This window comes from Cytobacillus sp. S13-E01 (genome assembly GCF_029193815.1).
GTDB lineage: Bacteria > Bacillota > Bacilli > Bacillales > Bacillaceae_L > Bacillus_BV.
On record NZ_JARFVC010000032.1, the window covers coordinates 1 to 20,553 of the forward strand.

Genomic DNA, 20,553 nt, shown 5'->3' on the forward strand with positions numbered 1-20,553 from the left:
TGCAATATTTACGTCAAAAGTAGACGGGCAGGTTATCGAGTGATGGAGAACTCAATCAATTTCCTAGAGGGTGAACTGAAATTAACCGTGAATCGTGAGAAAAGTGCGGTAGGAAGTCCACTGAAACGAAAGTTCCTGGGTTTTTGCCTACTGGCAACTAGAAACGGTGTCAAAATCCGACCACATCATAAGGCTAAGTCTACCGTGAAGCAAAAGTTGAAGAAAATAACAAAGCGGAGCAGAGGGAAGAGCATTGAAGTCCTCTTCAAACAAATCAAGCAGCTAATGACAGGGTGGATAAACTACTACGGCATTGGTGAAATGAAAAGCTTTATGAATGATTTGAATGGTTGGTTGAAACGACGAATCAGACAATACATTTGGAAACAGTGGAAAAACCCACGAACCAAACGTAGGAATCTCATTCAACTAGGTATCGAAAAGCAAAAAGCCTATGAATGGTCAAATACCCGAAAGGGTTACTGGAGGATTTCTGCCAGTTATATCCTTCATAGGTCTTTAACAGATAGAAAACTGGTACAACTCGGATATATGGATATATCCGCAAAATACCAGTTTGTACACTCAAATTATTGAACCGCCGTATACGGGTCCGTACGTACGGTGGTGTGAGAGGGTCGAACGAATCAATCTTCTGATTCGTTCACTCTACTCGATTTAAGTAGGCTACCCTGAAAATAGGGGTGAACTTCGCACGAGAACACTTGCTTTCCACCCGCGAAAAGCGAGCAACTGTAGCGGAAATCAACAGCAAAGTTTAACAGAGTGTTCAAGTAAGAATTTTTTTAAAATAAAAAGTGAGCGAAAAGTACAATAATTGGTAAAGTAATAATGGTACGTTGCAAGAAGATGATCACTAAGTCTAAGAAGCTAACTGGTAGTTTTGATCCTAATAATAGTCCTCCTACTTCAGACATATAAATCAATTGGGTTACAGAAACTCCAGCTATAACAAATCTTGTTAGCTCACTTTCTACGCCACTCCCAATAATGGCAGGAAGGAACATATCAGCAAAGCCGATAACCATTGTTTGGGCAGCTTCACCAGCCTCTGGTACCTGGAGTAAAGTAAGTAAAGGAACAAATGGTGCACCGAGGTATTTGAACACTGGTGTAAATTCAGCAATGACAAGAGCGATTGTGCCAATAGCCATTACAATAGGGATTACACCCATCCACATATCAAGAACATTTTGTAGGCCTCCCTTTAGAACAGACGAATAATTGTTGTTCTTCTTCGCCTGAGTAACAGCTTGTAAAAGTCCCCACCTGAGAGGCTTTACGTTTGCGGGGATAATCTCGTCTATCTTTTTACCTGCATGTTCATAATATGAATCTGGCTTTCTTGATAATGGTGGAATTCTAGGACAAATAAAAGCTGCCGCTAAGCCGGCTATGACAATTGTAAGATAGAATGGTCCAAACATATGTTCAAGCTTCATATAAGAGATAACTACGATAGTAAACGTGATTGATACTACAGAGAAAGTAGTGCCAATTACGGCGGCTTCACGTTTTGTATAGAACCCATCTTCATATTGTTTGTTTGTTAATAAAACACCAATCGTTCCATCGCCTAACCATGAAGCAATACAATCAATTGATGAACGACCTGGTAATGTAAATAAAGGTCGCATAATTTTTGTTAGTAATGCACCACATAGCTCCAATAACCCAAAATCTAATAATAGAGGCAGAAATAACCCAGCAAATAAGAAAACTGTAAATAATACCGGGATTAAATCATATAGTAATAGTCCGCCAGTATTTTCGGACCAAATAAATGACGGACCAACCTCAAATATCACCATTATCGAGAAAACCATACCTAATAATCTTGCAATAAGCCAAATTGGTGAAACGTGAAAAAGCTTATTTAAAAAAGGAGAATCGATAATAATAGCTGGCTTTGATAAACTAGTTATGAGTGATATAAGTCCCGTAAGCGCAACAACAACAGTTGCAATAGATGGAAGGGAATCAGCTAAACCTGTTTGCATCCATTTTGCCATTATAGCAACTGGGATTGTAATGCCTTCAGCAAGTGGAAATGGTATAACAAATAAAACAATACCTATTAACGATGGTATAAGAAATTGTAACAATTCATTTGTGCTGATTGATCGGATACTTTGTGTTTGATTTTGTTCTTGTTTTTTAGTTTGAATAGGTTGACTTTCCATATTTCACCTCGGGAATTTTAAATTTTGTCAATTTAACATAATTTATAATGAGTATTTTTAAATAGTTTACAATTTTGAGTTAAAATATAACTTTTTCTAGTCGTTTCACCTCCACCTGAATTAGAGTGAGCAATTCCTAATCACCCTTAATTGTCAAAGTGCTGACAACGAAAATCGAAAAACAGTAAAGAAGGTCACCTCGCTTGAAATTAATTGTAAGCGGTTACCAAAAAAATACGTATGCACTTTGGCCTATTAATTAAACACCTCTCCTTCATGTGGAATACTATTTAAATTTTCTAACAGATTTTAAAAAACGTAGCCATTTCTCCTTCTAGTACATTAAAATAGCTGTAGTAGAAATAAGTATGCAAGATTCATGCCAATAAACCGAACTCGCGACTGCTCTAACCTTGTACATTTTGTAAACGTCAATTTCCATTAAAGAGCAAAATTCTTTTGCATGAAGTGCAAAGAAAAGTAAGTTTTTTAAATAAACAATGTGGACAAAGTGATATAATTATCATGTGACATGACATTTAAAATACCGTTTACTAGGAGTTGCGATGAAAACGAAAGAATTCGACTCTGCTGAAATCATTGCGATGTTTTATGGTGACCATGGCGACTTCCCAGGCACAATATTAATATACAAATGCATGGTCTAATTCCATGTCTTTAAAGGTTTAAATGTCCTTGTCCATGCTAAAATCGGGATGAAAGTATGAACGGTTTACAAGAAAATATTTAACAATTAATCTACTTGTTAAACCGGGATTTAATCGACATAAGAAAAGCGCAGGGCGCCCACCTATCGGCGACAAGCATAAGACGGATTGGCTTATACCATAGAGCCGAGGGCGCCCGGAGCTATACACTAAAACTATGTACAAACTTTTATCTTTCTTATCTTTTGAAAAAAAGCACATTCTTCCTTTTTGGCGCGGAGATAAGGTATAGTAGATATGGACATTATTCCTAATATTTGAGCGTTGGAAAAGGAGTCATTATCATGATTTTAAAACTAATCCTTGCATTAATTCTGCCCTGTTTACTTGTTATTTTGTTTACAAGGGTAACATATAACCATTATGTCGGAACACTACTCGCGATATCGCTTCTAGTAGCAGCTGTCTATCAGGGGTACACTGACACTATTATAATTGGAGTAATAGATGTAATTTCTTTAACAGGAGGCTTCCTTTACTCTAAGAATATGATGTTCAAAATGAGAACAAAGGCATAAAGGAAACTTCCCTCGGGATAAAAAAGCAGTAAATTCTATGGTGAGAATTTACTGCTTTTCTTTTCTGTCAAAATATAGGCAAAGCTCTTTTAAAATAAATTAATCGAATATAAGTTCGTATTTTTAGTGATTTTTAGCTAAGATGTGGTACAATAATTTTACAACTGGATAATAACTACTAATGTATTTAAAATAGATATGTTTAAACATTTTTCGAATGGAGGCTTTTTTTGTGAATGATCGTTTTGAGTTAGTCTCAAAGTATTCACCACAGGGCGACCAGCCAAAAGCAATTGAGAAGATTGTAGCAGGTATTAATGAAGGCAAAAAACATCAAACCTTACTGGGTGCTACTGGAACAGGGAAAACGTTTACCATCTCAAATGTAATCAAAGAGGTAAACAGACCAACGTTGATTATTGCACATAATAAAACGTTGGCGGGTCAGCTTTATAGTGAATTTAAAGACTTTTTTCCAAACAACGCTGTTGAGTATTTTGTTAGTTATTATGACTATTATCAACCAGAGGCATATGTGCCATCATCAGATACATTTATTGAAAAAGATTCGAGTGTAAATGATGAAATAGATAAATTACGACATTCAGCAACATCATCGCTATTTGAACGTCGAGATGTGATTATTATTGCGAGTGTATCGTGTATTTACGGTTTAGGGTCGCCAGAGGAATATAAAGAATTAGTTGTTTCTCTAAGAGTTGGAATGGAACTAGAACGGAATCAGCTTTTACATAAACTTGTCGATGTTCAATATGCGAGAAATGATATTGACTTCAAACGTGGAACATTCAGAGTTCGTGGAGATGTAGTTGAGATTTTCCCAGCATCACGAGACGAGCATTGTATTCGTATCGAATTTTTCGGGGATGAAATAGATAGAATTCGTGAGGTTGATGCTTTGACGGGAGAGATTTTGGGAGATAGAGATCATGTTGCTATTTTCCCAGCATCCCACTTTGTAACCCGTGAAGAAAAAATGGAGATTGCAATAAAAAATATCGAAGCGGAACTTGAAGAACGACTGAAAGATTTACATGAAAACGGCAATCTTCTTCAGGCGCAGCGTTTAGAACAACGGACGAAATATGATTTAGAAATGATGCGTGAAATGGGCTTTTGCTCTGGGATCGAAAACTACTCACGTCATTTAACACTACGTCCACCAGGTTCTACACCCTATACATTAATGGATTTCTTTCCGGAGGATTTACTAATTGTTATTGATGAGTCACATGTTACACTCCCGCAAATTAGAGGAATGTTCAATGGTGACCAAGCACGCAAACAAGTGCTTGTTGATCATGGCTTCCGTTTACCATCTGCAATGGATAATCGGCCATTACGATTCAATGAATTTGAGGAACATATCAATCAAATTATTTATGTTTCTGCAACACCAGGACCCTATGAGCTTGAACATGCACCAGATGTAATACAGCAAATTATTCGCCCAACTGGCTTACTTGACCCAACGATCGATATTAGACCGATCCATGGCCAAATCGATGATTTACTTGGTGAAATTAACACCAGGGTTGAGCGAAATGAGCGAGTGTTAATTACAACATTAACGAAAAAAATGTCTGAGGACTTAACTAATTACTTAAAAGATGTTGGGATAAAGGTTAACTATTTACATTCAGAAATAAAAACCCTAGAACGTATTGAAATTATCCGAGATCTTCGTCTAGGAAAATACGATGTCCTCGTTGGGATCAACCTTTTACGTGAAGGCTTAGATATCCCAGAGGTTTCGCTTGTTGCGATTTTGGATGCGGATAAAGAAGGCTTTCTTCGTTCTGAACGGTCGCTGATTCAAACAATGGGGCGGGCTGCAAGGAATGAAAAGGGGCATGTGATTATGTATGCTGACAAAATTACCAACTCGATGGAGGTTGCGATTCGAGAAACGCAACGTCGTCGTGAAACCCAAGAAGAGTATAACAAAAAGCACGGTATTACTCCGCAAACCATTAAAAAGGATATCCGTGACTTGATAAAAGCAACACATGCAGCTGAAGGTACAGAAGAATACGATGCAGCACCAAAGCTTGCAAACTTAACAAAAAAAGAACGCAAAAAAGTGATCGCGGATTTAGAAGCAGAAATGAAAGAAGCCGCAAAAGCGCTTGATTTTGAACGTGCTGCCGAGCTTCGCGACCTGGTATTAGAGTTAAAGGCGGAAGGGTGACCAGTCATGGTAATGGATAAAATAATTGTTAAAGGAGCAAGGGCTCACAATCTGAAAAATATCGATGTTACGATTCCAAGAGATAAACTTGTCGTATTAACTGGTCTTTCAGGGTCAGGGAAATCATCGTTAGCATTTGATACAATCTATGCCGAAGGACAACGACGTTATGTTGAATCATTGTCAGCGTATGCTCGTCAATTTTTGGGACAAATGGATAAACCAGATGTAGATGTAATTGAGGGACTTTCTCCAGCCATTTCAATCGACCAAAAAACAACAAGTCGTAATCCGCGGTCAACGGTAGGTACTGTAACAGAGATTTATGACTATTTACGGTTGTTGTTTGCGCGTGTTGGACGACCAACATGCCCAAAGCATCATATCGAAATCTCATCACAAACGATTGAACAAATGGTCGATCGAATCATGGAATACCCAGAAAGAACAAAGCTTCAAGTGCTAGGACCAGTTGTATCAGGGCGTAAAGGAACACATGTTAAAGTATTTGAAGATATAAAAAAACAAGGCTATGTACGTGTTCGCGTTGATGGGGAAATGCTAGAACTGTCTGAAGAAATCGAATTAGAAAAGAATAAAAAGCATTCGATTGAAGTCGTTATTGACCGCATTGTTGTTAAAGAAGGTGTTGAATCCCGTCTTGCAGATTCTCTTGAAGCAGCCCTTAAACTAGGTGAAGGCAGAGTTGTCATTGATGTAATGGGCGAGGAAGAACTATTATTTAGTGAGCTTCATGCTTGTCCGTATTGTGGTTTTTCAATTGGTGAATTAGAACCGAGAATGTTTTCCTTTAATAGCCCGTTCGGAGCATGTCCTGATTGTGATGGATTAGGTTCCAAATTAGAAGTAGATGTCGACCTAGTCATTCCAAATTGGGACTTAACACTTCGGGAACATGCAATTGCACCATGGGAGCCGACAAGTTCTCAGTATTATCCACAGCTTTTAGAATCAATATGTAATCATTTTGGAATTGAAATGGATATCCCAGTTAAGGACATCCCGAAACATTTAATGGATAAGATTTTACATGGTAGTGATGGGGAAGAAATCTACTTCCGTTATGAAAATGATTTTGGACAAGTGCGTGAAAATTACGTTGCATTTGAAGGAATTCTTCGAAATGTAGAACGAAGATACCGCGATACAAGTTCTGATTATATACGTGAACAGATGGAAAAGTATATGGCTGAGCAGCCATGTCCTGGTTGCAAAGGCTATAGGTTGAAAAAAGAAAGTCTTTCTGTTCTTATTTCGGGTCAGCACATTAGCGAAATTACTTCTTACCCTATCAATAAGGTTCATGAATTCTTCACAACTATTGAGTTAACTGAGAAGGAAATGGCAATCGCGAAAATGATTTTTCATGAAATTGTTGAACGAATAGGTTTCTTAATAAATGTTGGCCTGGATTACTTAACGTTAAGTCGCTCTGCAGGTACACTTTCAGGTGGGGAGGCGCAGCGTATTCGTCTGGCGACTCAGATTGGATCACGTTTAACAGGTGTGTTATATATCTTAGATGAACCTTCAATTGGATTACATCAACGCGACAATAACAGGTTAATATCAACATTGCAAAACATGCGTGACATTGGGAACACGCTTATTGTCGTGGAGCATGATGAAGACACGATGCTTGCTGCTGATTACCTAATTGATATTGGTCCAGGAGCGGGTATTCATGGAGGTGAAATCGTCTCTGCTGGAACACCACAAGAAGTAATGAATGATCCTAATTCCTTAACAGGTCAGTACCTTTTAGGTAAAAAGTTCATTCCTTTACCATCTGAACGCCGTAAACCCGATGATCGCTTTATTGAGATTAAAGGAGCAACAGAAAATAATTTAAAGAATGTCAATGTTCGTTTTCCTTTAGGGATGTTTATTGCAGTAACAGGTGTATCAGGCTCTGGAAAAAGTACATTGATTAATGAAATTCTACATAAATCTTTAGCTCAAAGGCTGTACAAGGCAAAAAGTAAACCTGGAGAACACAAAGAGGTAAATGGGATCGAGCATCTTGAGAAAGTTATCGATATTGATCAATCTCCAATCGGGCGAACACCTAGGTCAAATCCTGCAACCTATACAGGTATGTTTGATGATGTGCGTGACGTTTTTGCCTCAACGAATGAAGCGAAAGTACGAGGCTATAAAAAAGGGCGTTTTAGTTTCAATGTAAAAGGTGGTAGATGTGAAGCTTGTCGTGGGGATGGTATCATTAAAATTGAAATGCATTTCCTTCCAGATGTCTACGTTCCGTGTGAAGTCTGCCATGGTAAGCGGTACAATCGTGAAACCCTAGAGGTTAAATACAAGGATAAGAATATATCTGATATTTTAAATATGACGGTTGAGGATGCCCTGTCATTTTTTGAAAACCTTCCCAAAATAAGAAGAAAGCTACAAACAATTTATGATGTAGGCTTAGGTTATATCACATTAGGTCAGCCTGCTACCACTCTATCTGGGGGGGAAGCACAGCGAGTTAAACTAGCATCTGAATTACATCGCCGTTCTACTGGTAAGTCATTCTATATTTTAGACGAACCAACGACTGGTCTTCATGTAGATGATATTGCCCGCTTACTGAAGGTACTCCAACGCCTTGTCCTAAATGGTGAAACTGTTCTTGTCATTGAACACAATCTTGATGTGATAAAGGCGGCAGACTATTTAGTGGATCTTGGACCAGAAGGTGGAGATAAAGGTGGACAAATCGTAGGAACTGGAACACCTGAAGAACTTATTGAAATAGCAGAATCCCACACGGGTTACTATTTAAAGCCAGTTTTGGAACGTGACCGCAAGCGTATGAAAGAGCTCATACAAGAAAAGGAAGCAGTAATAAAGTAATGGAAACAGGACCAATTGACATTTGTTGATTGGTCCTGTTAGTTATAGGAAATAATATTAAGTTGTTAATAAATCCCAATTTAGTTGTATAATAAAGGAAGGAGCTAGCATTTTTACCATATTAATTTTTAAACAAACGTTTGATTAATGAGGATGAGGCCTTATGGCTGAAGTGGTTGAAAAATTTAAACAATCGTTTGGTTGAAAGTATCCATTCTTTTTCAGACTTTAAAATTTTGAAACTATTTAATGCCAGTTCCGTATATGTATGTATAAGGAGATGATGGACATGGATTCAAATAAAATAATTTCGTCATTATGTTACTTCAGTATCTTTTTTGCGGGCTTTATTTTTCCGATAGCTGTGTACTTTATTGTTAGCGACCCTGAGGTAAAGGGACATGCGAAAAAAGCATTGTTCTCACACGTAGTTCCTTTCCTAACCATGGTTTTCTTCATCGTTCCATTCATTTTTACAGGCGGGGTGGAAGCTGCAGCAGCAGGGATGTTCATTATCTTTGGTTTATTTAGTTTAATTAGCTTAATTGTTGTTATTTGGAACGTTGTTAAAGGAATTAAAGTATTAACAATTTAATCAAAAATAAGAACGTATGGGATTAATGAATCCTAAACGCTGACTATAAACTTGCACTGGGGGGTTGAAAATGGTTGAAGACCGTAAACGAATCTTAAAGCTGATTGAAGATGGTAAAATAACTGCGGAAGAAGCGATTATTTTACTAGAAAAACTTGAAAAGGTGGAGATTTCGCCTTCTGAAAAGTATCAAAAGTCAGAGCAGGAAGAGATTGTTCAAGAGCTGTCTACCGTGGTAGATTTTGAGAATCACCAAAACCATAAAAGGGAACAGAAGTCGCAAAAGCAAGCCTCGGCCAAAACAAAGTTTATCGATTTTATTGACAGTGCCTTAAAAAAAATTAAAGATCTTGATCTCGATTTTAATTTTGGCAATGCTACCGAAGTTCACCATATCTTTTTCCATTCAAACGTAGATATTAACCAAATTGAGCTAGATGTTGCAAATGGTAGTATTAAGCTTGTTCCCTGGGATGAAAAAGATGTGCGGATAGAATGTGATGGTAAAGTATATAAAGTAGAATCCCAAGACGAAGCTCGTAACACATTCCTACAGGATGTATTATTTTCGATCGAGGGTGGCAAGCTTACCTTCAGTGTTCAGAAAAAACAAATGAAAGTAAACTCCATCCTATATATACCACAAACTGAATACGAGAAAGTAAAGGTGCGTACGTTTAATGGGCCAATTTCTGGAGAAAAATTGCATGTAACGGAATTTAAAGCTAAGACTGCTAATGGGTCTATTGATATAAATCAATTCCGTTCAACTGAAATTGAGCTTGAAACGGCAAACGGACATATTAAAGCAAAAGATTGTCGTAGCACTGCACTTGATGCCGAAACGATTAACGGTACGCTTGATGTTCGGGGAAGCTTCGGTAAGGTAGACTTACAGAGCTTTAATGGCAATGTAATTTGCTCACTTGCGGACTATTTATCCCATACTGCTCATATAAAAACAACAACAGGTAATATTGACCTTTATGTGTCTGGAATTCTGGCAATAGATGGTGAACTTAAATCAAATCTTGGTGGATTTAAATGCGAGGTTCCAAACATGGATATTGTTGAAGAAAAAAGTGAGGTTGTTCAAAAATTGTTACGCTTCAAAGCGAACAGTGATCAATCAAATCGACTGCATATTTTTGCTGAAACAAAAACGGGCTCTATATTAGTAAAACCAGAAGGGGGTGTGAATAATTGAAAAAACTATATCGATCACGTTCAAATAGAATGCTAGGCGGAGTTTTAGGAGGCCTTGCAGAGTATACAGGAATGGATACATCTCTCCTTCGAATATTATTTGTTTTAGCGTTAATATTAGGGGCAGGCACCCTTGGTTTAGTCTATTTAATCTGGATCTTTGTCGTACCAAATAGAGAGGATGTTATCTAGAAATGAAGTGGCTTGCTAGTATTTTAGGTTCAGTTACGTAAAAATAAAGGGGTAAGCCATAACCGGCTTGCCCCTTCTACTATTTAATAGCTACAATTCGACACCTTCCATGAACGTGTCGAAATCAGTGTTTCGACACTTTCATGGAAGGTGTCGAATTCTATGAAGGGTGTCGAATTTTAAAATTGTACATATTTCTATTATTTGTTTTTTGTTACTAGAAGAAAAGTGCTAAAATGATATTAATGTCTACCTAGTGAAAGGGGAAATGATTGTGCCCAAAGTTCGCACAAAGGATATTATTGAGAAATTCAAGCTTGAGCTAGTAAGTGGGGAGGAGGGAATTAACCGTCCTATCACAACTAGTGATATATCGAGGCCAGGTCTTGAAATGGCTGGATATTTTACATATTACCCAGCTGAGAGAATTCAACTTTTAGGTAAGACTGAGCTTACATTTTATGAACGATTAAGTTCTGAGGAAAAAGTGATTAGAATGGAAAAGCTTTGTACAGATATAACGCCTGGTATTCTAGTTTCACGTGGTATTGACATACCTAAGGAGCTTATTGAAGCGTCTGAGCGTGAATCAGTTCCTGTGATGAGAACTGATTTGAAAACAACAAAACTCTCTAGTAGATTAACGAACTTTTTAGAAAGTAAATTGGCACCTACAACTGCTGTTCACGGGGTACTTGTCGACATTTATGGTGTCGGAGTTTTACTAACGGGTAAGAGTGGTGTTGGAAAGAGTGAAACCGCTTTGGAGCTTGTAAAACGAGGGCACCGTCTTGTTGCAGATGACTGTGTTGAAATTCGTCAAGAAGACCAAGATACATTGGTAGGGACAGCACCAGATTTAATTGAACATCTATTAGAAATACGTGGACTAGGGATAATTAATGTGATGACATTATTTGGTGCAGGAGCTGTGCGTAGTTTTAAGAGAATAACATTGGTTATTAACTTAGAGCTTTGGGATCAAAATAAGCAATATGATCGTCTCGGGCTTGAAGAAGAAAAAATGAAGATTATTGATACCGATATAACGAAGCTAACTGTTCCGGTTCGACCTGGCCGCAACTTAGCTGTTATTATAGAAGTAGCGGCTATGAACTTCCGTTTAAAACGAATGGGAATGAATGCTGCAGAACAATTCTCAAATCGTCTAACAGATGTTATTGAAGATGGTGATCATGAGGAAATCTAAATTTTTATTAGTAGGGATTAGTAGACAGGTGCTTATGGCACCATTAACATTTTAGGAGTTGAGAAAAAATGGAGAGAGATAATATTCAGCCTTTAAATCCAATAGTTTTGGATTTAGGACCCCTTCAAATTTATTGGTATGGTCTTATTATTGGATTAGGTGCAATGCTTGCACTTATTTTTGCCGTTAGGGAATCAGAGAGGCGCGGCTTACATAAAGATACTTTTGTAGACCTCGTTTTGTGGGCTATTCCGATTGCGATTTTATCAGCACGAGCTTATTACGTCATTTTTAAATGGGATTATTATTCACAGAATCCAGACCAAATCATTAAAATTTGGGAAGGTGGATTAGCAATCCACGGTGGTCTAATTGGAGCAGTTATAACGGGAATTATATTTGCAAAGATAAAAGGACTTTCGTTTTGGAAAATAGCAGATATTGGAGCACCAAGTATTTTACTAGGTCAAGCAATTGGTCGTTGGGGAAATTTCATGAACCAAGAAGCACATGGTGGTCCAATACCTGAAGAAAGTATTCAAACGTTTTATAATGTATTACCTGATTTTATTATGGATCAAATGTATATTGATGGAATTTATTACATCCCTACATTTTTATATGAATCAATCTGGAATTTTGTTGGAGTAGTTATCCTAATTCTGCTCAGAAGAGTAAATCTACGTCGTGGCGAGCTATTCTTAAGCTATGTGATTTGGTATTCAGTTGGTCGTTTTTATATTGAAGGATTAAGAACTGACAGCTTAATGCTAACTGAAACATTACGTATTGCTCAAGTAATCTCACTTGTATTAATTGCACTTGCTGTGGGACTTATCATCTATAGAAGAGTTAGTGGTAAAGCAAAAGAAAAATATTTAGATAGATAGGCGGATAGGAGAGAGCAACTTTGGTTGGCACACTAAAGCGGGGATTTGCTGTAGGGCTTCAAACAACATGGACACTTGGTAAAGTTATTTTTCCTGTTACATTGATTGTTACATTATTACGTTATACACCACTATTAGATTGGCTCATTCAAGTTATTACACCTTTGATGGGCTTGATGGGATTGTCTGGAGAAGCGGCAATTCCACTTGTCATCGGTAACTTTTTAAACCTTTATGCCGCAATTGGGGCAATTTTAACACTCGATTTAACAGTAAAGGAAGTATTTATACTAGCGGTTATGCTGTCTTTTTCGCATAATTTGATTATTGAATCAACAGTTGCTGCAAAGGTTGGCATTAAAATCTGGATTGTTGTTACTGTACGTTTATTTTTAGCTTTTTTATCAGCATTCATCATTAATCTTGTTTGGAACGGTGGAGGAGAGCTTGCGCAATATGGCCTTATCACAAAGACTGACGAACCGGTTACAGGCTGGTTTAACATTCTAGTAGAAGCGATTGAAAAAGCCTCACTTGGAATTGTGCAGCTAGTGATTATTGTCATTCCACTGATGATTGCCATTCAAGTGTTAAAGGACTTACAATGGCTTTCTGTCTTTTCAAAATGGATGGCCCCTATCACAAGATTGTTAGGTATGAAAGAAAATACCTCTACAACGCTTGCAGCAGGAATCCTATTTGGATTAGCTTACGGGGCAGGTGTTATGATACAAGCGGTGAAAGAGGATAATGTTAGTAAAAAGGATTTAACGCTAGCCTTTATTTTTCTTGTATCCTGCCATGCGGTTATAGAGGATACACTCATCTTTCTTCCGCTTGGAATCCCAGTTTTACCGTTACTACTCATTCGGTTAGTTGTAGCAATATTATTAACGATTGCGGTAGCATTTATTTGGAAAAGAGCCCAACATACAAGTAGAAAGGAAGCTAGCTATGAAAATTAATACTCTTCTTTTTGATTTAGACGGAACCTTAATTGATACAAATGAGCTTATTATTTCTTCGTTTCTACACACATTCGAAACATATTACCCAGGTCAATATAAAAGGGAAGATGTTTTAAAATATATGGGACCTACCTTGACTGAGACATTTGAGTCAGTTGATAGGACACGCTCTCAAGAGATGATTGATACTTATCGTGCTTACAACATAGGAAATCATGATCTACTAGTGACAGAGTTTGAAGGTGTGTTTGAAACAATCAAAGCATTATATGAAAAGGGATATAAGTTAGGAATTGTAACAACTAAGATGCGAAACGTGGTTGATATGGGGTTGAAGTTAACAAAACTAGATCAATTTTTTGAGGTCGTAGTTGCGCTCGATGATGTTCAACATGCAAAACCAGATCCAGAACCGGTTAATTTAGCATTAATCAAGCTAAATGCAAAAGCAGACGAAGCGATTATGGTAGGTGATAATTTTCATGATATTCTATCTGGAAAAAATGCAGGTACGAAAACAGCTGGGGTTGCATGGACAGCCAAAGGTAAAGACTACTTAGCGACCTTTGAACCAGACTTTATGCTAGAGCATATGGATGATTTACTGAAAATCATTGGAGCCAAATAACCGTGAGAAATACGACAAGATATCCTGTCTCTGGAGCAAACTCCCTTTGGCACATCTATAAAACGGTGCCATTTCTAAAGGTTGTTAAAAATTTTATCGTTATTCAATTGGCTAGATATACTCCAGTCTTATCCGTTAAAAATTGGCTATATCGAAATTTATTACGAATGAAGATTGGCGATCAAACGTCCTTTGCATTAATGGTCATGCTAGATATTATGTTTCCAGAAAAAATCAGTGTCGGCAAAAATACCGTGATTGGCTATAACACAACGATATTAGCACATGAGTATTTAATCAAGGAATATCGTCTTGGTGATGTTATTATTGGTGATGAAGTGTTGATCGGGGCTAATTCAACCCTGTTACCTGGGATTACAATAGGAGATCGAGCGGTTATTTCGGCAGGAACGCTAGTCCATAAGGATGTACCTGCTGGCGTATTTGTTGGCGGCAACCCGATGCGTGTAATTTATACAAAAGAAGAAATGGAACAACGATTAACGGATGATGCAATCTACAATCAGTTATAATACTGGTTGTGGATTTTTTTATGGATTTGGACAGGAAAGATAACCCTTATATTTTAAACAAACGTTTGGTTAATGCCCCTCAGGCTAGTCATATCAAGGGGTTAAAAAAATTAAACAAACGTTTGATTGACAAACAGAGCAATCGAAACAAGAGAGAACAAACGGCTTACTTTGTTCTCTTGTTATCAACATTTACACTCACTCTCTTTGGCTATACAGTACCTGTACTAGGTTCAGGCCATTCCTTAATTCAATTGTTTTTGTTTCTAGATAATTGATCGTTGGTTATTGACTGATCAGTCATCATTTAGATTAACAAAACTTATTATAACTTTGTATGACTGGTCGGTCAAAACTGATGAAAAGATATTAAAAACGTTCATTTAAAAAAATGAACGCTTCATCTAATGATATGGCTGTTTTACGTTATTACTTTAGAAGTACCAGTTCTATCAATTAGAAAGGAGTATAGTGCTAGTACTTCCCTAATCATAACAACACTTCTCAATATACTTGTAAAATAGAAAAGAGTCTTATTGTTTTATATTGTAAAAGGCAGCAATGCTTTTTGTGTATTTTTCAAAACCTGGTACATTATAAAAATTGGATAACATGCCTTGGATGACCGGGATTCTAGGGTTATCTGTGCCTATCTCATTTTCTAAAACCTCTAAAGATATGACCAAATCATCGTTATCCTCTAATAAATGTACTGCATTTTTCAGCTGCACAATAATATCCTTGATTTGGTTTGGATTTTTCATAAAAAATGCTTTTGAGCGAGTGATTAAATCTTCCATCTTGTCTTTTGAAAGAATTGGTTTTTCGTTTTCTAATCCTAGGATAATACTATCCATTCTTCGTAATATATACTGAACAAGTTTCTCTAAATTAGGTATTCCTTCTTTATCAAATAATAAAACCTTAATATATGATTGGAACATACCTTCTAATTGGAACGATAGATCCCACACATGTTGTTCTATCTTATTTCCATATATCGATAATAGACCTTCATTATAAAATCGATGAGTTTCACTGTGCATTTTAAAAATCAACTCTTTCGTTGAGTCATTTAAAGGGATGGCTTGCTCTCTTGATTGCATAACAATAAACTCTTTATGAGCTATTAAGGTCTCAAATAAAGTAGTCAGCTGTTTTATGAACTTTTCTCTAGGAGGTAAATTCAAATTGTCAAATGCTGCAACGTTTTTTTGTAATCGATCGAAATAATGGTTGAGAATGGCTAAAAGTAGGGAATCTTTAGATTTAAAATGCAAATAAAAGGCACCTTTAGAAATACCACTTTCGGTAGCGATTTCCTGAATTGATGTTGAGTTAAAACCTTTTTGTGCGAACAGCTTTATAGCCGACTCTATAATAATTGTATCCTTTGATTTCAAGTGGTGCACCTCCTATACTTAGAGTATATCGAAAAAAAATTAAATGTTATATGTTTTTGTATTGAATTATCTTCTTGTTGACTTATGACTGACTAGTCATATATAGTGTAGAGTGTCATGACTTGATAGTCAATTGTTAATTATGATTTTTAAATCAAGGGAGAGGAAAAATGAAAAACATCATCCGATTTTCATTAAAAAATAAACTAGCAGTTTGGTTACTTACCATTATTGTAACAGTGAGTGGATTATATTCAGGTTTAAACATGAAACTAGAGACCATTCCAAATATTACTACACCACTGGTTACCGTAATGACAATTTATCCAGGGGCGACGCCTGAAGAAGTGGCAGATAAAGTGACCGTTCCTATCGAGAAGCGAGTGAAAAACTTAGATGGCGTCGATATTGTTAGTTCATCATCGTTTCAAAATGCTTCATCAATACAAATTCAATACAACTTTGATAAAGATATGGACAAAGCGCAAGAAGAAGCAAAGGAAGCGATAAGTGGTGTAGTGTTTCCTGAAGGTGTTCAAGCACCTGATGTTTCACGTTTAAGTCTTAATGCATTTCCCGTTATGTCGTTAAGCATTGCCAATAATGAACAAACATTACCGGAATTAACGAAAATAACGGAAGAAACAATTGTACCTGAATTAGAGGGTGTAGAAGGTGTAGCTTCTATTCAAATTTCAGGTCAACAAGTCGAGGAAGTAGTACTTGCATTTAATAAGGAAAAAATGGCTCAATATGGTTTAAGTGAAAGTACAGTTATGAATGTTATTAAAGGATCCAACCTAACATTCCCATTAGGACTATTTACTTTAGGAGATACTGAGAAATCAGTTGTAATCGATGGTGATATTGCTACTGTTGAAGATCTTAAGGCTATTAAAATTCCTGTAATGGCTTCAACAAATGAGCAAATGGTTCCTGATGGTCAACGACCGACTGGTGCACAACCTACGGTGATTCCGACAGTCACATTAGGAGAAATTGCAACACTTACTGGCGAAGGAAAAGCTGAATCGATTTCACGAACAAATGGTGACACATCGATTGGTGTTCAAATTGTGAAATCTGCAGATGCCAATACGGTGGATGTTGTAAATGCAGTAAAGGTGAAACTTAATGAACTAGAATCAAATATTTCTGGGTTAACCGTGACACCAATGTTTGATCAAGGGGCACCAATTGAAGAATCAGTGCAAACGATGTTAAGTAAAGCAATATTTGGTGCGATCTTTGCGATGCTTATTATTTTACTGTTCCTACGAAATGTAAGGACGACAATTATTTCAGTTATTTCGATTCCTCTATCCCTATTAATTGCGATTTTGTTATTAAACCAGTTGGATATCTCCCTCAATATGATGACACTTGGTGCGATGACAGTAGCAATAGGACGAGTAGTTGATGACTCAATCGTAGTTATTGAAAACATTTTTAGACGTATGTCATCAAATGATGAAACAATAAGGGGAAAACAACTTATTGTCGAAGCTACAAAAGAGATGTTTATGCCAATCTTTTCTTCAACGATTGTAACCATTGCTGTATTTTTACCATTAGGATTAGTGGGCGGAATGATTGGTGAACTCTTTTTACCTTTCGCCTTAACAATTGTATTTGCGCTACTTGCTTCATTATTAGTGGCAATTACTATTGTTCCGATGATGGCACATTCTTTATTTAAACAAGGCGTTGCTACAAAGCACGCACATGATGAAAATAAGCAAGGAAAACTAGCAAATGGTTATAAAATAGTACTCAATTGGACGTTAAATCATAAGTGGATTACTTCTGGAATTGCTGTGTTAATGCTAGCAGGTAGTTTATTCCTTGTACCAATAATAGGAGTTAGTTTCTTACCGGCAGACGAACAGAAAATGGTGATCGCAACATTTAAGCCTGAACCTGGGCAAACATTAGATGAGGTAATTGATATTGCAACAGAGGCAGAACAATTTTTCACTGCTCGAAATGATGTAAAGACGGTTCAGTTTTCTGTTGGCGGCGAAAACCCGATGAATCCAGGTCAATCCAATTCTGCATTATTCTATGTGGAATATGAGGCAGACACAGAGAATTTTGATCGTGAGAAAGAAGAAGTCATAAATGAATTAAAAGCAATGACAGGAAAAGGTGAATGGGGAAGTCAAGATTTTTCAGGAATGGGTTCAAGTAATGCTATTTCTATACAGGTGTATGGAGACGACATGAAGGACATAGAACCTGTTATTAATGAAATCGAGAAAATTTTTAAAAGCAATAATTCACTTGCAAATGTAAAAACGAGTGTTTCAGACACGTATGAAGAATATACTCTGGTAGCTGATCAAGAAAAATTGAGTCAGTTGGGCTTATCGGCAGCACAAATTGGTATGGAACTTTCTCAGTTTGGTGCACGTGAATTAGTAACAACGGTTGTTCAAGAAGATAAAGAGTTGAATGTTTATTTAGAGGTTGAAGAAAATAATTATCAAGATATTGAAGACCTTACCAATAAAACAATTACTTCACCACTTGGCGTAGAAGTTGTAATTAAGGATGTAGTAGAGATCATAAAGGGAAGTACTTCAGACACAATTTCAAGACGAGATGGTCGAATATTTGCAGATGTTTCAGGGGAAATCACCACAAAGGATGTAGCGAAAGTATCAGCAGATATCCAACAAGGAGTAGATGAGTTGGATACCCCAGCTAATGTCGATATAACAATGGGTGGTGTTACAGAGGATATCGCTGAATCATTTACACAACTTGGATTAGCAATGTTGGCAGCGATAGCGATTGTGTATTTCATTCTAGTTATCACATTTGGTGGAGGTCTAGCGCCATTTGCGATTCTATTCTCTCTACCGTTTACAATTATTGGTGGATTAGTAGGGTTATTAATTGCAGGTGAAACATTAAGTGTTTCTGCGATGATTGGCGCCCTTATGTTAATTGGTATAGTTGTAACAAATGCCATCGTTCTGATTGACCGAGTCATTCATAAGGAGAATGAAGGTTTATCAACGAGGGATGCCTTACTAGAAGCAGGAGCAACACGTCTTCGTCCGATCCTAATGACAGCCCTCGCTACCATTGGTGCACTTGCACCACTTGCAATTGGTCTTGAAGGAAGTGGACTAATTTCAAAAGGATTGGGTGTAACCGTAATTGGTGGACTAACTAGTTCAACACTATTAACCCTAGTTATTGTTCCGATTGTGTACGAAGGCTTAATGAAAGTGAAAAATCGCAGAAAAGGAAAAGCAGAAAAGTCTGCGTAAATTAATTATGGTAAGAATAGCTCATATCTGAGAGCTATTCTTTTTTTAAAGGGTAAGAAAGTATAATTTTTTTACCTGGTATTTGTGGCTAACTTCGATTGTCGCTACCTGACGTGGCGGGTTTTAATCGACGCGCCGATGGGTGGGCGCGCATTGCGCTTTTCTTCCCTAGTTTTGGTGGTGTCTAGCTCTAAGCGCCCTTGCGCTTTTCGTATACTATCAGACTTAATATGTTGATCATTTTAGACTTTAAACGGCATAGATCAAAAATCCTGGCACAAGATACCTTGGTATCGGTGATTTCTAAATGGAGTCGGGTATAAAAAATATAACTCCGCAAAAAATAAAAAACGGTAACCAAAAGGGCAGTCTGATGCCCGAAATCTTGAAAAAAATAAAAAACGGTAACCAAAAGGGCAGTCTGATGCCCGAAATCTTGAAAAAAATAAAAAACGGTAACCAAAAGGGCAGTCTGATGCCCGAAATCTCGAAAAAAATAGAAAACGGTAATCAAAAGGGCAGTCTGATGCCCGAAATCTCGAAAAAAATAGAAAACGGTAATCAAAAGAGCAATCTGATGCCCGAAATCGCGAAAAAAATAAAAAACGGTAACCAAAAGGGCAGTCTGATGCCCGAAATCGCGAAAAAAATAAAAAACGGTAACCAAAAGGGCAGTCTGATGCCCGAAATCTTGAAAAAAATAAAAAACGGTAACCAAAAGGGCAGTCTGATGCCCGAAATCTCGAAAGAAATAAAAAACGGTAATCAAAAGGGCAGTCTGATGCCCGAAATCTTGAAAAAAATAAAAAACGGTAATCAAAAGGGCAATCTGATGCCCGAAATCTTGAAAAAAATAAAAAACGGTAATCAAAAGGGCAGTCTGATGCCCGAAATCTTGAAAAAAATAAAAAACGGTAATCAAAAGACGTTTTAATCGACGTTCCTCAATACGGGCGCGCCTTGCGCTTTTCTTAGTTAATTAGAATTTATATCCATAAATTCTAAAAAGCATAAGTGCAACTACGCCTCTATATTCGCCCTTCAGGCTCGCCACTCGGCGAGTTTTCTTTATAATGAATCAATTAGGGGAGTGTACAATTGGAAA

17 protein-coding genes are annotated in these 20,553 nt (G+C 37.1%); 15 read left to right on the plus strand and 2 right to left on the minus strand.

Annotation, left to right across the window (positions count from 1 at the left end):
* Positions 1–597 (plus strand): group II intron maturase-specific domain-containing protein (locus tag PY093_RS16530; protein WP_275644170.1); only part of this gene is annotated, 597 nt, incomplete at its 5' end.
* A gap of 209 nt (positions 598–806) precedes the next feature.
* On the opposite strand, the gene PY093_RS16535 is transcribed toward PY093_RS16530, so the two are convergent.
* A complete protein-coding gene (locus tag PY093_RS16535; RefSeq protein ID WP_275646958.1) occupies positions 807–2,204 on the minus strand; it encodes a YjiH family protein in 1,398 nt (465 codons plus the stop codon).
* A 1,012-nt stretch (positions 2,205–3,216) separates the two neighbouring features.
* Here PY093_RS16535 and PY093_RS16540 point away from each other — a divergent pair.
* From PY093_RS16540 to PY093_RS16595, 12 genes are all read left to right on the plus strand, one after another.
* Positions 3,217–3,450 carry a CsbA family protein gene (locus PY093_RS16540; RefSeq protein WP_275646959.1) on the plus strand — a complete coding sequence of 78 codons (234 nt, stop codon included), beginning with the start codon at positions 3,217–3,219 and terminating at the stop codon, positions 3,448–3,450.
* Positions 3,451–3,682: 232 nt separating this feature from the next.
* A complete protein-coding gene (uvrB, locus tag PY093_RS16545; protein ID WP_275646960.1) occupies positions 3,683–5,662 on the plus strand; it encodes an excinuclease ABC subunit UvrB in 1,980 nt (659 codons plus the stop codon).
* 6 nt (positions 5,663–5,668) lie between these two features.
* Positions 5,669–8,542, plus strand: coding sequence for an excinuclease ABC subunit UvrA (gene uvrA / locus PY093_RS16550; protein WP_275646961.1), 2,874 nt, complete (start codon positions 5,669–5,671; stop codon positions 8,540–8,542).
* A gap of 289 nt (positions 8,543–8,831) precedes the next feature.
* Positions 8,832–9,137, plus strand: a complete 306-nt coding sequence (locus PY093_RS16555; protein ID WP_275646962.1) for a magnetosome magnetite crystal formation protein family — start codon at positions 8,832–8,834, stop codon at positions 9,135–9,137.
* Between the two features lie 70 nt (positions 9,138–9,207).
* Positions 9,208–10,344 carry a DUF4097 family beta strand repeat-containing protein gene (locus PY093_RS16560; RefSeq protein WP_275646963.1) on the plus strand — a complete coding sequence of 379 codons (1,137 nt, stop codon included), beginning with the start codon at positions 9,208–9,210 and terminating at the stop codon, positions 10,342–10,344.
* Positions 10,341–10,535 (plus strand): PspC domain-containing protein, encoded by a 195-nt coding sequence (locus tag PY093_RS16565; protein ID WP_275646964.1) that lies wholly within the window; start codon positions 10,341–10,343, stop codon positions 10,533–10,535. The genes PY093_RS16560 and PY093_RS16565 overlap by 4 nt, the downstream gene beginning before the upstream one ends.
* Before the next feature lie 274 nt (positions 10,536–10,809).
* Positions 10,810–11,745, plus strand: coding sequence for an HPr(Ser) kinase/phosphatase (hprK, locus tag PY093_RS16570; protein ID WP_275646965.1), 936 nt, complete (start codon positions 10,810–10,812; stop codon positions 11,743–11,745).
* A 68-nt stretch (positions 11,746–11,813) separates the two neighbouring features.
* The gene (gene lgt / locus PY093_RS16575) at positions 11,814–12,635 is read left to right on the plus strand and encodes a prolipoprotein diacylglyceryl transferase (protein ID WP_275646966.1); all 822 of its coding nucleotides are present in this window, start codon (positions 11,814–11,816) and stop codon (positions 12,633–12,635) included.
* A 20-nt stretch (positions 12,636–12,655) separates the two neighbouring features.
* Entirely contained in the window at positions 12,656–13,600 is a 945-nt protein-coding gene (locus PY093_RS16580; RefSeq protein WP_275646967.1) for a nucleoside recognition domain-containing protein, read from the plus strand.
* Positions 13,590–14,231, plus strand: coding sequence for a pyrophosphatase PpaX (gene ppaX, locus PY093_RS16585; protein WP_275646968.1), 642 nt, complete (start codon positions 13,590–13,592; stop codon positions 14,229–14,231). The genes PY093_RS16580 and ppaX overlap by 11 nt, the downstream gene beginning before the upstream one ends.
* Before the next feature lie 2 nt (positions 14,232–14,233).
* Complete coding sequence (locus tag PY093_RS16590) at positions 14,234–14,764, plus strand: acyltransferase (protein WP_275646969.1); 531 nt, start codon at positions 14,234–14,236, stop codon at positions 14,762–14,764.
* A 20-nt stretch (positions 14,765–14,784) separates the two neighbouring features.
* Positions 14,785–15,042: a hypothetical protein gene (locus PY093_RS16595; RefSeq protein WP_275646970.1), complete on the plus strand. Its 258-nt coding sequence runs from the start codon at positions 14,785–14,787 to the stop codon at positions 15,040–15,042.
* Between the two features lie 255 nt (positions 15,043–15,297).
* Here PY093_RS16595 and PY093_RS16600 read toward each other — a convergent pair whose 3' ends face one another.
* Positions 15,298–16,167, minus strand: a complete 870-nt coding sequence (locus tag PY093_RS16600; protein WP_275646971.1) for a TetR/AcrR family transcriptional regulator — start codon at positions 16,165–16,167, stop codon at positions 15,298–15,300.
* Between the two features lie 170 nt (positions 16,168–16,337).
* Here PY093_RS16600 and PY093_RS16605 point away from each other — a divergent pair, with 170 nt between their 5' ends.
* Together PY093_RS16605 and PY093_RS16610 are read left to right on the plus strand one after the other, a co-directional pair.
* Positions 16,338–19,448: an efflux RND transporter permease subunit gene (locus PY093_RS16605; protein WP_275646972.1), complete on the plus strand. Its 3,111-nt coding sequence runs from the start codon at positions 16,338–16,340 to the stop codon at positions 19,446–19,448.
* Positions 19,449–19,755: 307 nt separating this feature from the next.
* Positions 19,756–20,382 carry a hypothetical protein gene (locus PY093_RS16610; RefSeq protein WP_275646973.1) on the plus strand — a complete coding sequence of 209 codons (627 nt, stop codon included), beginning with the start codon at positions 19,756–19,758 and terminating at the stop codon, positions 20,380–20,382.
* The last annotated feature ends 171 nt before the right edge of the window (positions 20,383–20,553 follow it).